Annotated in this window: 12 protein-coding genes; 8 read left to right on the plus strand and 4 right to left on the minus strand. The window is 58.1% G+C overall.

Annotation, left to right across the window (positions count from 1 at the left end; all coding sequences use genetic code 11):
• Positions 1-30: 30 nt before the first annotated feature.
• The 6 genes from prfB (at position 31) to LBK75_02775 (ending at position 7,222) form a co-directional block, all read left to right on the plus strand.
• On the plus strand, positions 31-1,152 hold the full coding sequence (prfB, locus tag LBK75_02750; protein ID MDR1157212.1) for a peptide chain release factor 2: 1,122 nt from the start codon (positions 31-33) through the stop codon (positions 1,150-1,152).
• Positions 1,153-1,297: 145 nt separating this feature from the next.
• Positions 1,298-2,122: a peptidoglycan editing factor PgeF gene (gene pgeF, locus LBK75_02755; protein MDR1157213.1), complete on the plus strand. Its 825-nt coding sequence runs from the start codon at positions 1,298-1,300 to the stop codon at positions 2,120-2,122.
• The gene (locus LBK75_02760; protein MDR1157214.1) at positions 2,119-3,714 is read left to right on the plus strand and encodes an ABC transporter substrate-binding protein; all 1,596 of its coding nucleotides are present in this window, start codon (positions 2,119-2,121) and stop codon (positions 3,712-3,714) included. Before pgeF ends, LBK75_02760 begins: the two co-directional genes overlap by 4 nt.
• A gap of 38 nt (positions 3,715-3,752) precedes the next feature.
• On the plus strand, positions 3,753-6,323 hold the full coding sequence (locus LBK75_02765) for a transglutaminase-like domain-containing protein (protein ID MDR1157215.1): 2,571 nt from the start codon (positions 3,753-3,755) through the stop codon (positions 6,321-6,323).
• A 372-nt stretch (positions 6,324-6,695) separates the two neighbouring features.
• On the plus strand, positions 6,696-6,956 hold the full coding sequence (locus LBK75_02770; GenBank protein MDR1157216.1) for an AbrB/MazE/SpoVT family DNA-binding domain-containing protein: 261 nt from the start codon (positions 6,696-6,698) through the stop codon (positions 6,954-6,956).
• Complete coding sequence (locus LBK75_02775; GenBank protein ID MDR1157217.1) at positions 6,956-7,222, plus strand: type II toxin-antitoxin system mRNA interferase toxin, RelE/StbE family; 267 nt, start codon at positions 6,956-6,958, stop codon at positions 7,220-7,222. Before LBK75_02770 ends, LBK75_02775 begins: the two co-directional genes overlap by 1 nt.
• Before the next feature lie 142 nt (positions 7,223-7,364).
• Here the strand turns inward: LBK75_02775 and LBK75_02780 are convergent, their stop codons facing one another.
• Both LBK75_02780 and LBK75_02785 read right to left on the minus strand, forming a co-directional pair.
• On the minus strand, positions 7,365-11,750 hold the full coding sequence (locus LBK75_02780) for a discoidin domain-containing protein (protein MDR1157218.1): 4,386 nt from the start codon (positions 11,748-11,750) through the stop codon (positions 7,365-7,367).
• A gap of 533 nt (positions 11,751-12,283) precedes the next feature.
• Entirely contained in the window at positions 12,284-16,480 is a 4,197-nt protein-coding gene (locus LBK75_02785; GenBank protein ID MDR1157219.1) for a discoidin domain-containing protein, read from the minus strand.
• Positions 16,481-16,977: 497 nt separating this feature from the next.
• On the opposite strand from LBK75_02785, the gene LBK75_02790 reads away from it, so the two are divergent.
• On the plus strand, positions 16,978-18,414 hold the full coding sequence (locus LBK75_02790) for a hypothetical protein (GenBank protein ID MDR1157220.1): 1,437 nt from the start codon (positions 16,978-16,980) through the stop codon (positions 18,412-18,414).
• Between the two features lie 37 nt (positions 18,415-18,451).
• Entirely contained in the window at positions 18,452-19,741 is a 1,290-nt protein-coding gene (locus tag LBK75_02795) for a nitrogen fixation protein NifK (protein ID MDR1157221.1), read from the plus strand.
• A gap of 48 nt (positions 19,742-19,789) precedes the next feature.
• Here the strand turns inward: LBK75_02795 and LBK75_02800 are convergent, their stop codons facing one another.
• Both LBK75_02800 and LBK75_02805 read right to left on the minus strand, forming a co-directional pair.
• Positions 19,790-21,337 carry a hypothetical protein gene (locus LBK75_02800; protein ID MDR1157222.1) on the minus strand — a complete coding sequence of 516 codons (1,548 nt, stop codon included), beginning with the start codon at positions 21,335-21,337 and terminating at the stop codon, positions 19,790-19,792.
• Between the two features lie 310 nt (positions 21,338-21,647).
• Complete coding sequence (locus LBK75_02805; GenBank protein MDR1157223.1) at positions 21,648-22,133, minus strand: chemotaxis protein CheW; 486 nt, start codon at positions 22,131-22,133, stop codon at positions 21,648-21,650.
• Between the last annotated feature and the right edge of the window lie 33 nt (positions 22,134-22,166).

Here is a 22,166-nt window from a genome sequence, read left to right on the forward strand (position 1 = left end):
GATAGCACCCCCATGGAAAGGAATCGCGCCATGATAGAATTTGAGGAATACAAAGGCCGTTTGCTGGCCCGGGAGAGCGACCTCAGGGGCCTGGAGTCGGCGCTAGATCTCGGGGCGGCCCGGGCGGAGATCGACCGGCTGGAAGCGGAGACGGGCCAGGACGGTTTCTGGAACGACCTGGAGAATTCGCAGAAGGTGCTGCAGCGCCTCAAGCAATTGCGGGACAAGTGCGCCGGATACGACCGCCTGAAGAATTGCTGGGACGACGTCAGCACGCTCTGCGAGATGGCGCTGGAGGCGGGCGACGAGAGCCTCCTGCCGGAGGTGCGCGAAGGATTTACTGCGTTTGAGCGGGACCTCGACGCCGCTCGTCTCGCCACACTGCTCTCCGGGCTCTACGACAAATCAAACGCCATCATCTCCTTCCACGCGGGTGCGGGCGGCACGGAGGCGCAGGACTGGGCAGAGATGCTCTTTCGCATGTACAACCGCTGGGGCGAACGGCACGGTTTTGCCGTGAGCACGCTCGACTACCTCGACGGAGACGAGGCCGGTCTCAAGAGCGCCGTCATTTTGATCGAGGGAGAAAACGCCTTTGGCTACCTGAAGGGCGAGATGGGCGTGCACAGGCTCGTGCGCATCTCTCCGTTTGACGCCTCGGGCCGGCGGCACACATCCTTTGCCGCCGTGGAGGTGATGCCCGAGGTGCCGGACGACGTGACCATCGACATCCGTGAGGAGGACTTGCGCGTGGACACCTACCGCTCGGGCGGCGCCGGCGGGCAGCACGTCAACAAGACCGAGAGCGCCATCCGCATCACCCATATCCCCACCGGTATCGTGGTGGCCTGCCAAAACGAGCGCAGTCAGATGCAAAACCGGGCCGTCGCGATGCGCATGCTCCGCTCCAAACTGCTTGAGATCAAAGAGCGGGAGCACCTAGAGCGCATCGAAGACATCAAGGGCGACCAAAAGGCCATCGAGTGGGGCAGCCAGATCCGCTCTTACGTGTTCATGCCGTATACGCTGGTCAAGGACCATCGCACCGGCTGCGAGTCCGGCAACATCCAAGCCGTCATGGACGGAGAGATCGACCTCTTCATCAACGCCTATCTGAAGGCGCTCGCCACCGGCGACTGGGCGAAGTCATAGCGCACAGCTGCGCCCTCGTATGCCGCCGGACCGGCGCCGCGCGCCGGGCCGGTCTGTCTTGACCGGTCTGTTTTGATGTGAGCTTATATGGAAATTTTTGTAAATTCCCGTACGTCGGCGACGGGCGGGACATCGGGAGGCTCGTATGCTGGCGTGTCATCTGCACGGCACTCTCAAATATTATACGGCGTCGCACTTCGACGGCGTGCGCCACGCCTTCTCCACCCGGCAGGGCGGTGTGAGCCTGCCCCCGTTTGACACACTGAACCTGGGCCGCGCGGGGGAGGACTCCCGTGAAAACATCCTCCAAAACTTCGAGCGCCTGTGCGGCGCGATCAAAGTCGACATGCGCCGCCTGGTGTTCGCCCGGCAGGTGCACGGCGACACGGTCCGCCGCGTGACGGCCGAGAATGCCGGCGAGGGACTGTATCGGCCGGCGGCGGCGGACTGCGACGCATTGGTGACAAACGACCCGGACGTGTGCCTCACCGTATTTTCGGCCGACTGCGTACCGGTCCTCCTTTACGACCCGGAGAAACAGGCCGTCGGCGCCGTCCACGCCGGCTGGCGCGGCACGGCGCTCGGCATCGTCCGCAAGACTGTGGAGGCCCTGGGGGACCGCTATGGCTGCCGGACGGCCCATCTGCGGGCGGCCGTCGGCCCGTGCATCGGCCCCTGCTGCTTCGAGACCCGCGCCGACGTGGCCAAGGCACTGGCGGGCGTACTGGGGGCGTCCGTAGCCCCCTACATCCGTTACGACGGCGGCGATCGTTTTCACATTGATCTCAGGGAGATCAACATCTTCTGGCTGACGCAAGCCGGCGTGCCGCGGGCACAGATTGAGCTCTCGGAGGCCTGTACCCGCTGCCGTATAGAGGACTTTTTCTCTCACCGCCGCGACGGCGCGCGGCGCGGCAGCATGGCGGCGTTCATCCAGCTGAATCCGCCGTTTGAAGGGAGTCCGCGATGAAGAAATACCGTTTGTTCTTGGGGGCGTTGCTGCCGGCGCTGCTGTTGTCGCTGTCAAGCTGTCAGGGGCTGAGTGACTGGCTGCTGGACCCCGATACCGCGTCTCCGACCGTGAGTCCGACGCCCCTCCAGCCGCCGCAGCCGCCCTCGGGTCCGCCTCGCAACGACCTCTTCGGCATCCCGTGGCTGCCGGAGGACACAGTGCGGCCGTTCACCGACCGCAACCGCTTCAACGCGCGGTGGCACCGCCTGGTCTACGAGGGGCTGTTTGCACTGGACGCCGCTTTCGAGCCGACGCCGGTGCTGTGCGCCTCCTATGAGACCCAGGACAATCGCGTCTATCTGTTCCGCCTGCGGGACGACGTCCGGTTCCACGACGGCACGGCACTGACCGCTTCGGACGCGGCGGTTTCTCTCACGGCGGCCTGTGGTCAGGATTCCACTTACGCCGCGGCGCTGTCCGGGGTGGTTTCGGTGCGGGCGGTGGAGCCCATGACGGTGGAGGTGACACTGGCGGCGCCAAACCCCCGTCTGCCCGCGCTGCTCACCGTGCCGATCCTCCCGCAAAACGCGAAGGACTTTGCGGTGCCGCCCGGTACGGGCCCCTATGTACCGCAAATCGACGACGACCATCCACACCTGCTGGCGGCCGCCGACTGGTGGCGGCGAGAGACGCGGTCCATCTCCCGCATTGAGCTGATCCCCATCGAGACCTCCGACCAGCTCATCTACGCCTTTGGGACCCGCGCGGTCAGTCTGGTGGAGCAGAACCCCACCGACACCACCGCGATCCATTACGGCGGGGACTACGAGACCTGGGAATTTGACACGCCCATCCTCCAGTACTTGGGCTTCAACACCAAGCACGCGCTGCTGCGGGACCCGGCGCTCCGGTACGCGCTGTCGTTGGCCGTCGACCGAGAGACAATCTGCCGGGAGTTCTACAGCGGCCGCTGGGCCGCGCCCGCCGTGCTGCCGCTGCCGCCGGCAAGCCCCCTGTACAACGAGACGCTGGCCGGCCAAAACGGCTGCGATCTCGAACGCCTGTCGGCGTTGTTTGCGGACCTCTCTCTTGAGGACCGCGACGAAGACGGCGTGCTGGAGTATCCCATCTCCCGTTACCGCCGCCAGCCTCTCGTCTTCACGCTGATCGTCAGCGCCGAAAACGCGGAGCGCACCGCCGCCGCCCGGCACATCGCGCAGACGCTGGGCGACATGGGCGTCGCGGTGGAGGTCTCCGCGCTCCCGTTCAACGCCTTCCTGACCGCGATGAAAGAAGGTGCGTTCGACCTCTACTACGCCGAGACGACGCTGACCCCCGATTTCAATCCCCTGGTGTTCGGCGCCGACGGCGCGCTGGGCTACGGTTTCTACCGCGACGCGGAGACCATCGCGCTCTGGGAGGCTGTCTGCGCGGCGGCGCCCGGCGAGGCCGCCGCCGCGCAGACAGCCTTCTGGCGGCGCTGGCTTGCGGAGGCGCCCATCGTGCCCGTGCTATGCAAACGGCAGGCACTGCTCACCCAGCGCGGCCTTGTGACAAACCCGGCGCCGCTGTTTGACAACCTGTTTTACAACCTGTCCGCGTGGCAATGACCCGCGCGGACAGACCCGAAAGAGGATCGAAGGAGCTTATGAAGAAGATCTCGTGGCAGCTCGTCGCCTCCGACTGGCTGCTGACGGTGGGGCTGGTTTTCAGTTTGTTTTGCGCGGTCTCTCCCACGCTGGCACAGCCGCCGAATCCCGTATCCGTGCTGTGTCTTCTCATGGGAAGCGCGCTGTTTTGGGTTCTCATCTTGCGGGTGCCGGCGGCCGGGATCTCATTTTTTGTGCTCGCCGCCGCGGGCGCGGCCGTCCTTCTCCTCACGGGTCCCGCCAAGGGTCTGACGCACTTCGACGTCCTGTGGGAAAATTTCTCGCCCTTTGTCCAGTGGGTGTGGGACATCCTCTCCTACCCCACAGCCGGTATCGAGGCGCCCGCGGCATACGCAAACCAGGCGCTGCTGCTGGCCTCTGTGGGGAGCAGCCTGGTCATGAGCGCACTGGTATGCTGCCGGACGCACCCCGCTGTCCTCCTCGTGCTGGGCGGCGGGGCGCTCACACTTCTGGAACGCTCGGACTGGGACTTCTCCACACCCGCGTTTGCGCTGTTTGCGCTGTTTCTGGCGCTGTACATCGTCCTGTTCGCCTACCGGGGGCAGGCCCGGCGCACCGGGCAGCCGCCCAAGACCCTGCCCCATCTGGCAGCGGCGCTCCCGCTATGCGCGCTGGGGCTGACAGCCGCGTTGCTGTCGCCGGCCGCCGATATGGACTGGGGCGATCGTTTTCTTCGGTGGGCGGGCGATTTTCTGCCCCAATGGGCCCTGTTTGACGGTGTGGACAGCCGCTTTTCTGAGATGAACATCTTCACTTATAACGGACTGGAGGACGGGCAGTGGAACGGCGGCGTACTGGGCGGCCCGGCCCAGCGGAGCAGCAATCTGGTGCTCTATATCGCCGCCGACGCGCCGCCCGCGTATCTGAAAGGCCACACCTACGCCGCGTACACGGGGCAGCGCTGGGAGAGTCTGGATGCTCCGAACAGTACCCCGCAGCTGTTTTCGTCCGACTACGACTGGCCTTTTCTGCCGTATACACTGGAGCCCTACCCGCTGCCTGAGCCGTTCTCTTCGCGCGAGACGCCCTTGATGAGGTACGGCCGATTCTTACGCGGCGCCTTGGAAGGCGGCGGCGTGCGCTTTTTGTACGGCGCCGCCGCCCTGTTCGAACAGTCCGAGCAGCTGCTCCTCACCGGCGGAGAATCGCTTTCCTGGAATCGGACGCGCGCGCTGTCTCCGCTGCTGGACGCCTCGTCTGAGCTGTCCTTTCTGCGTCTCAACCCGGACACGGTGCACCGCCGCAGCCAAACAATCATCTACTGGGACATGCGCACCCGCACACTGTTTCTGCCGTCGGACGCCATCTCCCTCTCGGCGTTCGAGGCCCCCCGAGACACCCTGCGGCTCACTTTGTCCGGGGATGTGACGATGACGGCGACGCGGGGCCGAGAGTTTCGGTATACGGTGGACAGCGTCACGCTCAATCTGACGGATGCACAGCGCGCAGCCATCTTACGGCTCAGTTACCCCGGCCTGCTGGAGGACCTGCGTGAGACGCCTCACTCCGACCGGCCGTCTCGTACCGATCCGGACGGCCGCTTTTTGACGGCCATGCGGGCGGAGCAGGCGGAGGCGCACGCATATTACCTCTCCCTGCCCCCCGAACTGCCCGACCGGGTGCGGACGCTGGCCGAGGAACTGACAAAAACCGAAGAGACAAGCTACGACAAGGCGCGGGCGCTGGAGGCTTATCTGCGCGAGACCTTCCCCTATGACTTGAACACGCCGCCCACGCCGCCGTCGCAGGATTTTGTCGACTATTTTTTGTTTGACTTGCAGCGCGGGTACTGCACCTATTACGCGAGCGCCCTCGCGGTCATGGCGCGCAGCATCGGCCTGCCGGCCCGCTATGTGGAGGGGTTTGCGCCGTCGTCCGACAAGATAGGGGAATACTACTACGCCACCGGCAAACAGGCGCACGCCTGGGTCGAGATCTTCTTTGAGGGTTTTGGTTGGATCCCCTTCGAGCCCACCGCCTCTTTCTCGGATTCCTGGGACGACGCCTCCCCGGAGGGGACAGGAGCCACGCCCACGCCGTCCCCCGACACGCCGAGTCCGTCGCCGTCCTCCCCCGCCGCGCCGGCCCCGACACCGACCGGCGGCGGACCTGACGCCGACCTGCCGTCCGGCGGCGGCCCGTGGTGGTGGCTGGTCCCGCTGGGCGCGCTGCTGCTCTCTGCCTGGCCGCTGCTGTACGTGCTGCGCCGCCGCGCCCTGTTCCGGCAGGCGCGGCAGGGTCCGGACCGCCGCGTCTCTCTGCGGCTCTTTGAGCAGATCGTGGCGCTGGCGCGGCTGACCGGCATCGATCCGCCGGCGTTCGACGAGACAGTCCTTGCGTGGGGCCTGCGGGCGGACCGCGCGGCGCAGCACGAGGAACCTGTCTTCACCGCCGCCGCGCAGATTGCCGGCCGCCTCCGCTTCGGCCCCGACGGACCGGCGGCGGCGGACCAAGCCGCGCTGCTCGCGCTCCTCCTCCGTCTGGACGCCCAAACCGCCGCCCGCCGCCCCTGGCGGCGCCTCCTCCGACCGCTGATCCTGCGCCGCTGACGGGGTCAGCGTTGACAGCGGCACGACGCTTACGCCATCCGCTAAATTGTAACGATTCTATCCCTTTTTTACTTTTTCTGCCCCGGTCTCTTCCTTGTACAAAGGCAGGTTGTCCTCGTCGAACCGGTCGAATCCCTTCATACGCCGGGTGGTAACGAACGCCCCTGCCGCCCATGGCGTTGTATTTCCGGATACTGTAGGAGCCAAGCCTCATATCCGCGCAATATTGGACGGTTTTTCGTGCCGATATTGCTTTCTGTGCCCGATAGTGCTATCATATATGCTATATAGGATGTTCTCGATTTTTTCCTACATTCGGCATATACTATGAAGTGGGAAAGTTGGAATATCGGAAAACAAGGAGATGCGCTTATGCTGGCGGAACTGCGCGCGAAGTCGCAGATTACCATCCCAAAAGAAATCGTTGACAAGCTCGGAATCGCTGAGGGCGATAAGCTGGAGGTGACCGAGAAGGACGGCGCGATTTATCTAATGCCCGTTGTTGTGTACCCCAAAAAGTACCTTGACGAGCTCCGCGGAGAAATCCAGAACACGAAAGCAAAGATCGCAGCGGGGGAACGCCCCGCGTTTGACAGTGTGGAAGCCCTGTTTACTAAACTGGAGGGCAATTGATGTCCTGCCAGTTCACATTTACCGACCGATTTCAGAAACATTTCAAGACCCTGACCGAACAGGAAAAGCGGCAGCTTCGGCGAAAGCTGGCGTTGCTTGCCGAGAACCCGTTGCACCCGTCGCTTCGCACAAAGCGAATACAGGGGACGGCGGATCTGTTTGAGTGCAGCGTCAACATGGATATCCGCATCATCTGGTACTACGAGGGCAGCCGGATGATCATACTGGTTGACGTCGGCCACCATGATATCCTGAAACAGTTTTAGCAGGGCAATGGGGAGGGCGGTTTGCCCTCCCCATTGTGTTATACTTGCGAGCTCTGATGTTTGTCAATTTTTACTTTTTCTTCCTCTTCTTTATCGCCTAGGTGTTCCCGGAGGAGAATGATATACATGGCGAGAAACGCGTTTACAAAAGGAACTGACAGTTCTCGGCCAGCGGGGTATAGGCGGGGTCGGGGCCAAAATAGAACAGTTTGGCCGTGTAGCGTACGTCGGGGAGAAGCGAATCGAAATGATACGGCAGTGTCCGCTCTTGACCGGGCTGCAAGACGGTTTCCTGCTTTTCGATTCCGAGCAGACGTCCGTTCTCATCATATAAGGCAAAAATCCCGTACATCGGCTGGGCACTGTCCCTGTTGTTGACGGCTGCGGAAGAAATCTTGATTGTATTGTCGCCAAGTTCGGTAACGGTTTGGAACGATTGGAACGGCTCCGGCGTGATCGGCGTCAGTTCCCTGCGCTCATAAACATCGATCTCGGCGGCGCAAGCCCATCCGCCGTGCCCTCGTTCCGCCGTCAGACGCAAGGCGTCAACACGAGTGGCAGAAAAAATCACAGCATTGCTCCCGCCGCTTGTATCGGCCCACTGACCGGCCGCCAACGTCAACCAATCGCCGGCCGGCGTCAATCCTTCCAGCTTGTACTGCGTGATGTTCCCATTGAGCTGATCCCCGCCGCCGCTGCGCCTGAAATACACGAGCTTATCCGCATTGATCGTGCGGTCGAAGGCGAGCGTGATACTCTGCGGCAACAGTGGGTTCGGCGGGTTTTTATAGTCAATATGCCACCATGTATTCAACCTGCCGTCGATCGCCCACGAGGCGCCTCCGTTGCCGGCGGCGGCGTCAGCCGTATACGCCATTGTATCCATCTCGCTTGTCGCCGTCGCGGTCATCTCATCATGCGAGACCAGATCGTCCGTGTAGGTCATCTCGTAGACGTTGATCTCCCTGGCGGCCACATAATACCGGCCCGTGCTGCCAGTACACGCGAGAGCGGTCAAACGGACGGCGGTGACCGCGACCGGGTCAAACGCCGCGGCATTGAGCAGATCGCTCGCGCCGTCCCATGTCCCGGCGTCCAGCTGCCGCCATTCGCCGTCCGGCAGGCGTCCCTCCAGAACGTACTGCGTGATGTTTCCGTAAATGGTCCCGGACCCGGCGCGGTTGCGGTATTCCAGCCTGCAAACGTTTCTGGCCGCCCCGTTGAATGTGAGCGTGATGCTCTGCGGCAGCTGCGGGTCCGCCGCGGGGGCGGTGTATTTTACGTTCCACCACGTGTTCAGGTTGCCGTCGATCGCCCAGGATGCCGGGCCATTGCCGGCCCTGGCGTCTGCGGATCCGTCGTCGGCCATCTGACTGGTGGCTGCGGCCGTCATATCGGCGTGCGGGACCAGGCTGATTTCAGAGGTCCGACGCAGATTTAAGTCCAGCGTCACATCCTTTTCAATGATGAACCTGATCTCTCGGTGGCTGCTCGACACAAAACCGCTCCAGCCCCAAAAATCCGGTTCACTCGTGGAGACGGCGACAATCGTTCCGGCTGGGAATGTCGTCGTGCTTGGCAGCACAAGCGTACGGCCGTTGACGACGGCCTTCAGCCCTTTGTCGCCGGTGATGGTGAGCCGGTCACGCGCTTTCATCTCACCCGTGTCGTACACGGTCAGTTCGGCCAGTTGCACGCGATATTGCGGGTCGGCGGCGGCATAATCGCCTTTTCGGGTCACGGTGAGCAAGATATACCGCGCGGTCTGGGGTCCCACATCATAAACCGCCACGCCAAACGTCGGCGGAGCGGCGCCGGTCACTGTTTTTATGACGGTGAAGTCGTTTTCGCCCTCGGCCTTCACAGAGATCGTAAAATCTTTCGGGAAGTTGGCATAGTCGCCGTCGACCGCGTAATAACCGTCGTCGCGCGGGAACAGTTTGACAATGTTGAAATCTTTGTTCTCACCCAAGTCCACCTGTATCGTCACAGGGCTTACGGAGACGTCCGGCGACGCAGTCCCCGTGCTTGTGTAGCCGACGCTGTTGGCGGCGTTCGGGTGTATGATGTAACCGTCGGTCAGATTTTTAAGCGCCCAGTTGGCGTTGTCTGCGCCCAGACTGTTTGAGGTGACGCTCCGGCCCAGCGCGAGATTCTCGAATGACGACGGGCCGTAGTGGGCCGTCAGGGTGGCGTCGTCTTCCAATGTGATGCCCAGGCGCCTGTCGATGCCCGAAGCCGCGCCGGACCAACCCACAAAAACGTTCTCCGGGGCAGGGTCGTCCGCGGGGATGAGCGCAATGTCCATCGCGGTGCCCGCAATGGCGCTGACGACGAAGGGCAGTTTTCGCGGCGCGCTTCCATTGACGGAAACGCGGTCGTGCGTGAGATTGTCCGATTGGATGCGCAGCGTCTTTGCGGATGCGCTGTAGATCTCAATCTCGCCGATCTCCGCCACATAGCCCTCCGCGCCGTCCGGTGCGAGTTCTGTCGCCCTCACACGGACATAGCGGGCCGTTTGCTGCGGCTTGACGTCCGTCTCAAACGGGTTTGCATAGCTGTTGACGTCGGCCTCGGTGATCGCATTGATCGTCTTCCAGACATCACCGTCGGCGGACATTTCGACGGCATATGTGCGCGGGGCTTTCGCGCCGCTGCCCAGCGGATAGACCGTGACGACGTCTATCGGCGTCGGGACACCGAAGTCAACCGTAACAGATTGTTCCGCGGTCTTAGACGTTTGTCTCTCCGACGTCCAGCCGCTTGCTTTCGATCCGTCGGTCACAGGCGACGCGTCGCCGCTGGTGGCCGCAGCGGGGAGACCCACAGCCGCGTTCAGACGGCTGGCGATCACTTGGGCGCTGTTTTTGCCGTTGGTAAACGCTTTGTACAAGGGTTCGAGCGTCCGCTGCGCAAACGGCAGGTCGGCCTCCCCGGCCGTGTTGAACCAGCCAAGCTCGGCAAAACCTCTCGCATAGACCAAGCCGGCCACATGCCCCGCCGATTCACGCGTCGAACGGAATGTGATCGGTTGGTTGAACGAAAAATCGACTGTTGTATCCGTCTGCGGGTTGAGGTCTACGGTGAGGAAACTGCCGTCCGTCGCAGGGTTTTGTACCGGAACGCCGTCGACCGACAGACTGAACGCGGTGACAAACGACGGCACGAACAATTTCAGCCGGACGCCGGTGGATGAACCGGGGTCCGTGATCGTGAACTTGACAGTGCTCTCGTCGGGATAATTGCTCTCCTGCTTGATTGTGACGTCGCCGGTCGGCGAGCGGTAGGTGTATGTGCTGTTTGTGTACTGCAGGGCCAGTAGCGCCCCACTGGGATCAATCAGGTATTGGTACAAAATCGCGTCAGCCATGCCTTCACCGCCGCGCATGACACAGCATTGCGGCGCCTCGCCGCCGCGCGAGAGAGTGGTCTGGCCGCCGGTCCCAAGACAGTTGTCCGTACCGAAGCCGCCGTTCGGGAACTGGTTGAAACCCAACCCCGTGTAAAGGATCCACTGGCTGTATTCAAGCCATTCGACGTCGCCCGTGACCCGGAACAGATCGATCGAGGCCTCATACGAATCGATGACGGCGCAGCCTTCCGTCCATTGCGGCCGCTGCCACCAGTTGTAGTTTTGGTAGTCCTCGGTCATGGCGAATTTTCTGTATTCGTTCATGCGTTTGATGGCCAGCTCAAGCGCCAGTTGTTCCCCCGTGTCGCCATAATAGCGGATCAAACCGCGTACTGCGGTCAGCGTCGCGTGCGTCTGGAACCGTTTCGCCACCGGCTCCGCCAATTGGTATTTATTTACATATATATCGATGACTTCCTTCAGCTGCGCCGCGCGCGCCTCCTGCCCGTCGATGCCTTTGAGCACATGGTACGCATCTGTGGCGCCGTCCACCATCATGAAGAAGCAGGCGGTGTCGCCGCCCGACAGCGACCATCTGCCGTCGCCCGTGTCCGAACTGGAATCGGTCAGCTGCCGCGTCGGGTAGGCGGCGATATCCTCTCTGCCGCCGATAAGCATCCCATCGACAAGATTGAGCAGCGTCTCAAGCGCCCTTGGGTCTTTGTTGTACTTGTACACTTCGCACATAGCGCGCAGAAACCAACTGTGGCCGGAGAAGTACTGCTCTATGGGATGGCCCGGGGTGTAGGCATAGTTCATATACGCGCCATCCACGCGGTACTCCATCATTTTGTTCATGAGCGTACTGAGCCAGGTCGATTGCCTGTCGTGCAAAATGGCGGCCTGGCGTACAGCCCCCAATATGAGGCGGCCCTGCATGTCGCCCGCCCAGTTGCCGTGGTCGTTGTTGAAAACCCAGTCCACGTTCGCGTATGTGCCAGTTTCCAATCTTTGGGCATTGGCCAAGGCACGCGCGTACAGATAACCAGGCGCCTCGTGGACATCAGCCTGGTCGATTTTTTGGTATACTTCCCCTGATGCGGCAGTCGCCGTCATGCTGAACCCGTACGGCACGGCCATGATAACCGCCAGCGCGAGCGCTATGAGCTTTTTCATATCGAACATCAATCCTCTCAATATTTCGTGACATATCGGCGCAAGACGCCGATTGCCCATCCTAAAATGCGTCCCACAAAAGCCCTCCGCCTACCCTATCCCCTCCCTCTGCACATGAATGAACTTGCACACCTGTGTTCCCTCATATCTCCTTTGCGGTGCGTTCTATCCTGCACAAACGCACCGGAACTGCGCCTACACAAGCCATTGCGAAAAGGTATACCTTTTTAATGCGTCTTTTAGGGCGATTTTCGGGTTCTGCGATTTGTGTAAATACACAAAAACTAGAAAAAGCGCTATTGACTTTGAATGCAATGTGTGGTAAAATGTAAGTGTTATATCTTACAATCCGATCTTTTCTAAAAGGTATACATTGGCAGGATTTCTCCGGTTTGACGGAGTTTTTACACAAAAAGCGGTGAGAATTTTTTACAAACAAAGTGGCGGGTTCCGCTGATACTGGAATGTATCAACGGAACCCGCCAACGCCGTCTGGCGGAAAAAAGACCGGCGCTTGGTAAACTAGCCTACCACTACCAATTGCTCATGCTGCCTAAATTGTACACATTCACATAAGCGAGGTAATTGAGCGTTTGCAGGGCTTGCGCGCTTCTCTTTCCGGCGGAGCAGTAGACAATGATTTCAGCGTTTTTGTCAGTCACAATTTCTTCCGCCTTCGTGAAAATATCAGTGTATTCGATATTGATCGCGCCGTCAATGTGCCTCTCGTCGTACTCCTCTTTGGAACGGACGTCTATGAGAACCGCGCCGTTCAATACTTTATCTTTCGCTGTGGCAGGATTGATATAGCCCGCGCTCTCTATGACCGTGGGTTCCTCCAGGTCAAGCGACTCAAGCAACGGCACATTGCTCTCAATGTCCCAGATAAACACTTTCAGCTTGAAGTCTTGCACATCGGCCGGTTTAGCGATTATATTGTTCACGGTGACAAAATCACCTGTTCTCGAAATATTCGCTTCTTTTCTGTCCAATCCTTTCAATACGCCGTCGCCGTCATACAGAGCAGCGATGACGGCCGCTTTGTCAAAACCGTCGGCGTCACACCGCGTCATCTGCGTGGTTACGGTTATCACACCGTCGGCAATCGCCGCCTTCGGCGGAAGGACTGTATTGTTCGCCGCTTCGTCGCAAGACAGGGTTATCGCCTGCAGAAGATGGCTGGCGCCACCCCACTGCGTATCCAGATTCGTGGAACAGTAAAGCCTTACACTGACCTGGTCGTCCGGATCGAATATCTGATAATCAATGTCGAAGCACTGGCCACGCTGACCTCCGGAAATGTCTTTGCCGTATGTCCCGGTATACATCACGATTCCGTTCACCAAAAATTCAAGCGTGACGTCGCCGCCCCAGACGGAGGAATATACTTTCAGGTTGTGCGGCTTGCAGCTGCGGTATGGCAGCGTAAACGTGTACCCGGTACCAAGCCCGCGCACTTGTATGCCGTATCTGTTTCTGGGGACCGAGCCGGGGGCGGCATCCGAGTAGGCGAACGAGAACGGCGCGTCGGTAATCGGGCCGCTGGTGGCTCCAACCGCCTGAATATTTTGTATTATCGGCGCCAGAATGTCTTTTCTGGCGTAGTTGCTGATGCTATTGCTGTTAAACTGCGCCCAGTCAACGCTTCCCTCTTCCGTGAGATTTACGCTTCCAGACGTGACTGTCATTTTACCGGATACCTTCGCTAAACCCCGCCTGACGGTCACAGTGACCGTATAGGTTCTGGTCGATCCGTCCGCCGCCGCAACCTTGTAATCCACCGGGTCGGTAAAATCCCGGGCCGCGCCGGAAGGCGGATCGATGGACTCACCCGTGTACCCGACGACCGGAGCGAGGCTGGTGACGTCCGTTCCGGAGGGCAATGTGACGGAGATCGTCCCGGCTCTGCTGTCGATCTTCCCGGCCACGCCGTCCAGCGTAAAGCTTGTGATCACATTGCCGTCAACAACATTGGCGTCGCTTACTTTCAACACGACGACGCCGTGGGCGGGGACATTCACCGTGTAAGACATGCCAACATCCAGATCCTGATGCGCCCACAAATCCCTGGCGGTAACATCGCCGGGGAAACCGATCTCGTCAAAATTGACCGTGATATCAAGCGGCGATGTCCCTCTATTTAAAAGCGTCACGGCCTTGGTCAGCGAGCCGGCGTAACCGAGGTCTTTTACCCAAATCTGGGCATTCCCCGTGGTTTTCACGAGGGTCGCCTGCAAGCACGCCGGGTCCTGATTCAGGGCGATCAGCTCTCTGTTGGTAACGATGTCGAGGGTCTGCTGAGAAATCTTCGTCAGGTCGTTGCCCAACATAAGAGGGGTAGACATCATGCACCACATGGTGAAATGGGCTTTATCCTCTTCATATGTCATGCCGTTGCCCACCTGCATCATATCCAAGTCGTTCACATGACCCGGCCCGTGATATTTGGCGAGGTTCGTAACCTGATCGACCTGATACATCACCGAGGAAAAGCTCGCGGAAAGATCACTGCCGACCCGCCATGAATCGGCAATGTCCACAACCCACTCCCCCGGGAACTGCCACCGGCAGACGTTATACACCTTGTATTTTCCGGTTTCGTTCCTGATATCCTCAATGATGTTCCCGATTTTCGTGTACTGCATCTGCTCACTGAGGCCCATCCGCTGTCCGCCGCACCAGTCCACCTTAATGAAATCGTAACCCCAATCAATCAGGTACATCCTCAGGTCTTGCTCTTCGTAGCCGTACAGGCCGACGTCGTCCCCGTACGTCCCTACGTCGCCGCGGTCCCATATCGAAGCGCAGGTAACGACCCCGGCGTCCGTATAAATGCCGGCGCTCAAGCCCTTCTCGTGGGCCATGTCCGCGAAGATCCGCATTCCGTTGGGGAATTTGGTGGGATGTGTGCGTACCATGCCGTCAGGTCCACGCCCTCCGAAGAAGCCGTCGTCAATGTTAAAGAACGTATACCCCGCGTCCGCCAGCCCCGTACTCACCAGCGCGTTCATTTGTTTTATCAGTTCCGCCTCGTTGATTTTGGCCCTGTACAGGTTCCACGACGCCCAGCCCATGAGCGGCGTTACCCTCTTTGTAGGCGGGCCGTTAAGAATGCCTCTGAATTGAATGACGGCGGCGTTAAGCGTCTTGTATGCCGCGTGTATCTCATCGGCGCTTCCGCCCAACGTACTTTCGGCAGAATCGATCTCGGCAGAAAAAGTGTCTATATCTCCCTGAGAAACATTCTCGTTCCCGTCGGCGCTCTCCAACAAGCCGTGCGCTGTGGCGATCAGGCTTTCGAGCTGGCTTTTTGAATGGCGTATATAGCTGTTCAAAAACACCTCCATGGCGTTGTCAATGTCAAGCTTCGCCGACTCAAAGCTCTCCGCGTTCACGGCGCTCTTTATCGCGATTTCGGCGGCGTCCCAAGTGGATTGGGGGTACTGATTCGGCGCGTCGCCTATTAACACGGTGTTTAGCTTATCCAGGGCCGCCTTGGCATAATCCCACTTTAACGAGGAGGCCTCGTCAAAAGGAACTTCGATATGGATCAGCGCCGCCGTGCAGTAAGCCGCGGGGGCCTGGGACAGCAGCAGCACATACCGCGCGTCCACGGTGGAATCAAATATTACCCTCTTCTCGTCAGTGGTAGTCGTCCACGTCAGCGGTCCGGCCGTTTGCGTAAAACTGGAGCCGTCAGTGCTCACGTACACTCTGGCGGTGGTTACGCGCCCATTGGCGCCGTTTTGCCTGGGGAGGTAGCGAAGGCCGGCGACTTTTGTGACGGCTCCGAGATCGATCTGGAGCCAGTGGCCGTTCTCGACGTTCTCTTTCCCATGGGACGTTCCGGTTCCGTTCGCGTGCAGCGTGTTGTCGTTGGCGCCGGTCCGCCACGAGGTGTGCCAGAATGTATTTGTCTCCCCGTCAACGACGTTCGACGCGGGTGCGGACTCGTTTACGGTCTCTTCCGTACAGGCGGAAGCCGCCGTCAGAAAGAATGGGTAATCCATAAAAGTCGGAGACTCCGTAATCTCACCGGACAGGGTTATTGCCTGTAGACAATGGCTCGCCCCACCCCATTGGGTGTCACGGTTTAGCGAGCAGTAGATCCTGACGCTGACCTCGTCAGACGGGCCGGACAACTGAAAGTCGATGTCAAAGCATTGGCCGGTCTGTCCCGAGGATGTGTCCTTGCCGTACGTGCCGGTGTACATCACTGTTCCGTTCACAATGAATTCCAGCGTGATGTCCCCGGCCCATACGGATGAGTAAACCTTTAGGTTCTGCGGTTTATTGCTGAGGTAAGGGATCGTGAACGAGTACTCGCTGTCAAGGCCCCGTATTTCGACACCGGTTCTGCTTGTCGGGTTCGAACCCGGCGCGGCGTCCGAGAAGCTGAACAAGAACGGACAATCGGTAACCGGGCCGCTTGTCGTTTTGTTCGCTTTAATATCCTGTATAACCCGTTTGGATATATTTTTTCTCGCGTAACTGCTCACACTGCCGCTGTTGAACTGCACCCAGTCAAGAGAGCCTTCTTCTGTGAGATTGACCGTCCCCGTCTTCATTGTCATCTGGCCGGACACATACAATTCACCCGGTTCCGGAGCGGCAAAGGCCGTTTCCCACACCGGCAGGCATGACAGAAGAAGAACGGCGCTCATACAAAGCGATATGTACTTCTTTTTGGTCGCGATAACCATCAGCGCGCGCGCTATGATTTTTTTCATATTGATCCTCAATCCTCCCAATCATACTTCGTGACATCTCGGCGTGAGACGCCGGGATGCCATACGGAAATGCGTCCACAAAGGCCCTCTGTCCGCCCTATTCCCCTCCTCCTGCACACAAATTTGCACGTCTGCGTTCTCCCCATATCTCCTTTACGGCACGTCCTACCCTGCACAAACGCACCGGAACTGCGCCAGTAGAGCCACACAAAAAGGTATATTTTTCAAAAGCGTAGTATAAACGTAGACATTCTTATTGTACTGCATGTACTGTACAAAGTCAAGCGATAAATGAAATATTTTTTAGCCAAATTTAACGAGCGAATCTCTCTACTTGACAAACGGCCCGGTTTGCGTTATGCTGGAAGAACATGATAATTTAAACATATATGCTTACTATGCAATTTGTCTCTTCGGGCGGCGGCATGCCGCCCCTGCTGCCGGATGCCGTACCGGGCACGAGGCGGCGAAAAGTACCCAAGAGGAGGTTTTCGTATATGGCGGGTCGAGGTCTCAATCGGGAGGGCCGGCGCAACACATACTACGGGGACGCCGGCGTTTTTTGTGAGATGGACAGCAAATTTCGGGCCGGGTGTATGCAAAACGTCAACCGCACGTTCATGCAGGCGCAGCAGTGTCCGCTCGTGACGGCCGTGCGCGTCATGCAGTCCATCAGCAACTCCGTGATCATCGCCCACTCGCCGCTCGGCTGTTCCGGCGGCATGGCGATGGAGAACAGCAACGTCAAACTTTACCGCACAATGACGGGGGCGCCGTACGAAAACAGCCGGGTCCTCTCGACCAACCTGGACGAGCGCGACGTCATCATGGGTGGGGAAAATAAACTCCGGCGAGCCGTCGAAGAGGCGGTCCGGCGCTACGACCCGGAGGTCATCTCAATCATGATGTCCTGTGCCTCCGGCATCATTGGGGACGATGTGGAGGCGGTGATCGAAGAGATGCAACCGGACCTAAAGGCCGTGCTGGTCCCGGTCTTTTGCGAGGGATTCCGTTCCAAGATCCCGATCACGGGCAGCGATGTGGCCTTCCACGGCATCCAAAAATATCTCTTCCGGGACATCCATCCGGCGCGGCAGGACAATCTGGTCAATGTGTTCATCCTGCCCACCTGCGGCGCCCTGGACCGGGCCTACCTGACCGAGATGTTGGCAGCTTTGGGGCTGGAGGCGAATTTTCTGCCCTTTGCCGGCTCGCTGGCGGACTTTCGGCGTATGACGTCCGCCCGGGTCTCCACTTCCGTCTGCTCGGCGTTCGCGGACGACCTGCTCGCCTACCTGTGGCAGACCTACGACATCCCCTACACCCGTTTCGTGCTGCCCATCGGCTCAGAGGAGACGGACGAGTGGCTGCGTGGCATCGCCCGGGAGGTGGGCCGGGAGACTGAGGCCGAGGCGTACCTCGCGCGGGAGCGAGCCCGGTATATGCCGAAGGTCCGGGAGATCCGTCAGCGCATCCAAGGGAAACGGGTCGTGATCACGACCAATCTGATGCGCAGCCTCTCCAACATGGCGCTGGCCCGCGACTTCGGGTTTGAGGTGGCCGCGGTGCAAACGGCCCTCTACGATGATTTTTTGAGCGACGAGCTCGCCAAACTGTCGGACACCCTCGGCGCCGGGGCCCTGCTCACGCTGAACGGCGCGCAGGCCTATGAGCAGGCCAATCTCATCCAAAAGCTGGATGCGGACCTCTTCCTCGGCATGGGCGTCGATCAGGCGCGCCGTCAAGGGGTCCCCGCCGTGTTTCAGGTGGACCGCAAAAGCGTGACCTTCGGCTACCGGGGCCTCGCGTCACTGGCCGTCAAACTGGCCGACGCGCTGGAAAATCCAAATTTTGTCAAAAAGCTGGCGGCGCACAAAAAGCTCCCTTATCGGGACGCCTGGTACGCCGAAAACGCTTTCAAATACATGGTTTAGGTGTCAGCACAAACCAGCAGCGGAGAGAGGGACGACCATGCCTGAGATTTTGGAAAACCCGCGCGCCTCCTGCATGCTGGGCGGCGCGCTCGGCACATTGCTCGCGATCCCCCGCGTGGTGCCAATTTTGCACACGGGACCCGGCTGCAGCCAAATGACCCACCTGGGACAGATCCACCAGGGCGGCCTGAAGGCCGAATCCTACATGGTGACGCCGCCCTGCACGGTCATGCTGGAGAAAGAGATTGTCTTTGGGGGGCTTGACCGGCTGCGCGAGACGATCGAAGGGACCTTGGAAGTCTTTGACGGCGATCTGTACTGTGTCCTGACGGGCTGTACCGCCGGGATCATCGGCGACGACGTGAGCAGCGTGATCGCGGAGTTTCCGAACGTCCCGCTCGTGTTTGCGGACACGGCGGGGTTCAAAGGCGACACCTACGCGGGCTACGAGACGGTGCTGAGCGTGCTGAGCGAGTCCCTTGTCCGCCCGCGCGTCGGCGAACCGGACCGCCGCACGGTGAACCTCTTCGGCATTGTACCGTACCAGGACCTCTACTGGCAGGGGAATCTGAACGAGATCCGGCGTATTCTGGGCCGGCTCGGTGTCAGGGCAAACACCTTCTTTGGCGTGGAGGAGACCATCGACGCCTTCCGGCACGCAGCCGAGGCCTCCTATAATTTGATCTTCTCGCCCTGGCTTGCGCGGGGGACCGAGCAGCTCTTCCGCGACCGGCACGGGATCGAAAGTCTGCGCTTCGACTGCTGCCCGATGGGCCCCACCGAAACCACCTCATTTGTCCGCACCGTGGGGGCGGCGCTCGGGCTCGACCCGGCGCGCGTGGAGGCGGTCGTCGCGGCGGAGGAGTCGTATGTCTACAGCTTCTTTTCCACGCTGGCAGGCTACATGGAGCAGCACCGCATCGCGCTGGTCGGCGACGCCGGCACCGTGACCGCAAGCCTTCGGTTCCTTGTGAACGACTTCGGCCAGATCCCGGTGCTGGCCGTGGTGACGGACCAGATCGAGGACGCGGACGCGCGGGCGGCCGTCGAGGCCGCTTTGGGCACACTGGAGTTTCCCCGTAAACCGGCTGTTTTCTTCGAAAGCGACCAGTGGCGCATCAAAGAGATCCTTCGGGCGCACCGGGACGAGATCACCCAGATTTACGGAAGCGCCTTGGAGCGCGAAATCGCCCTGGAACTGCGGTGTAAATATGTGAACCACACCTTCCCCTGTTCGGAGAAACTGATCTTCGACAAAGGCTACGCCGGCTACCGCGGCTGCCTCAAGCTGTTGGAGGACATCCACACCCGCAACCATTTGATTTGAGATGTCGCTTACGAATCATCTTTTCATCTGCGCCGCATCTTGTAAATTTTATTTTTCGACAGACCCTAAGTTTGGCAAGACAGAGACAACACCAGACGCAAGTATGCAAACAAAGGGCATGGCAAAATCACGATAGCGCGGTTGTGTCTCGATAATAAGGTGAATGCCATAATACAAGAGAAAAATCAACGCGCAGAGCAAAAAATGCGGGTTTATATTTTTCTGAACCATCGTAAACACGACAACTATCAAGGCAATTAGAAATAAAAATAAATAGTAACATTTGTCAAGTTTTACAACTCTGTCGACTGTGTTTTGCCACCATGCATTTTCTCTTTCACTTCTGCCTTTTGATGCCTCTTTACCAAAAGACAAACTACGGCTCTCATACATCGCCCACATTCTGTAAGACTTTTCACCAAAGAATGATATGGGATTCATTTTGATTTTCGAAAGAGACTCGGAAATTAAAATGTTTTCTATTTGATATCTTTCTTCAAGTGTTTTCGCCTGAGAAACTGCTGAAATCAACTCCTCCGAATAACCGCCATAAGAATCTACATTCAAGCCGACCATAAATTTCCAGTACGGGTCATTGTTCTTCAGGCCATGCATATTGATACCTGTCGCGGCAACAACACTTGACGCAATCATCCCAATGAGAGCATATGAAATTATAAAACTCATCAAATGGCCAAATTTTTTGAAACATTCTTTGCGATCCGCCACTTCGAGCGATAGAACAATATAGTAACTAACGATCGAGACGACAGGGACTATGCCAATGGGGCGAAAAATGTTACCAAAAGCAATGAGAATTCCGCCGACAATTGAACTCCTGTAGTCTGAATTTTCCGCAACAAAGGTGTCTTTAAAAGCCCTTGTAAATCCACTCGCCACGCAGGCGGATTCGTTTCTCCTGCGCAGTATCCTTGTTCCAGTCTGAGAAAAATCGCGATTTTTCTCAGACTTTATAATCATATATAATCCAAATAAAATCAAGAGCAATGACAGATGTTGATTGGTCAATACCGAGATCAAAAAATAGGGAGCTGGATAGATAAAATAGAGAACCGCACCAAACATTGCACTGCGAACGTCTTTGGTCATTTGTTTAATAAAAAAATACATCAAGATGTTAATGGCGGCCATAACCAATCCATTTATGATTAGCAAGGCTGTTGTACTATCGCCAAATAGTTTAACAATGAGCGCCTCATATAAGACAAACCCTGTTTGATATGCCCAATAGAAGAAGTACGGACTGTTTTGAAACGTAAAATCCCCCGCCGTAACTTGTTTTGCCGCATTGAACATTAACAGAAAATCGGAAACCGGATTGGCGTTAATAATGAGGGCTATTGCAACCTTACTTACGATAGCAATAGCGGCGAAACCAAAAATAAAAAGTTTTTCTGATATTTTTATATATCTGAATATATAAATCAGAATAACTATCAAGAGTACCGTTACGCATATATATTTATACAAACTCATTTCAAAAGAAAATATCGTGTTAATTATTGTCAAAAAAGATAAGATGATTGCAACACAAACGTATACCAAATAATGGGATATCTCGGATAATTTTTTCATACTTTCACCCCAACAGCTTTCGGCACATTGTATACCATATTGCAGCGGATTTTGCTAGCGATTTCAAGAAACGGACTCTAGCCGCTCAATATTATACTACCTATTATGTTGAAAATCAATGGGGCAGTGCGTAAAAATCCTCTAAAAAACGCAAATAACGGTTCGGCACGCCTGCGTACCGAACCGTTATTTCAGCGTATATTGCTCAATCTCCACCCAGATTTCAACATACGTTTAACTTGCAGCAATTAATTGCGGAGTGTTTCTGATTTGATCACTTGGCTGAACAGGGGTTTTTCTTTCTGTTCCATCAGTTTTCCGTCCCGGGCGCTAGTTCGTCTGAGACCAGGCGCTCGATGTCGATCAATAGCTTGATGTCCTCGCCGGTCTTGGCGATGCCGGAGATGTAGCGGTTGCCGCCGGAACTCCTCGATTCGGACGGCGGCACGATCTGTTCGGCAGAGATCTCCAGCACCTCGCGCACCTGGTCGACGATCAGGCCGATTCCGGAATCGCCGATGTCCACGACGATGATGCAGGTGCGGTCGGTGTACTCTTTCGGCTCCTTATTGAACCGGATGCGCACGTCCATGACGGGCACAATCTTGCCGCGCAGGTTGATGATGCCCCGGATATACGGCGGCAGTTCCGGCAGTTCGGTGATGGTCTGTACATTGATGATCTCCGTCACATAGGCGATCTCTACGCCGTAGTCCTCATCGCCGACGGCAAAAGTCAGGTACCTGTCTCTGGTACCGTCCTCTTCGTCTATTAAAGTCAAATTGTCCTGATCCATTTTCTCACTCTCCCGGGGGATTTGGGTGGTGTC

It is taken from the genome of Oscillospiraceae bacterium (genome assembly GCA_031265355.1).
Lineage (GTDB): Bacteria > Bacillota > Clostridia > Oscillospirales > UBA929 > JAIRTA01.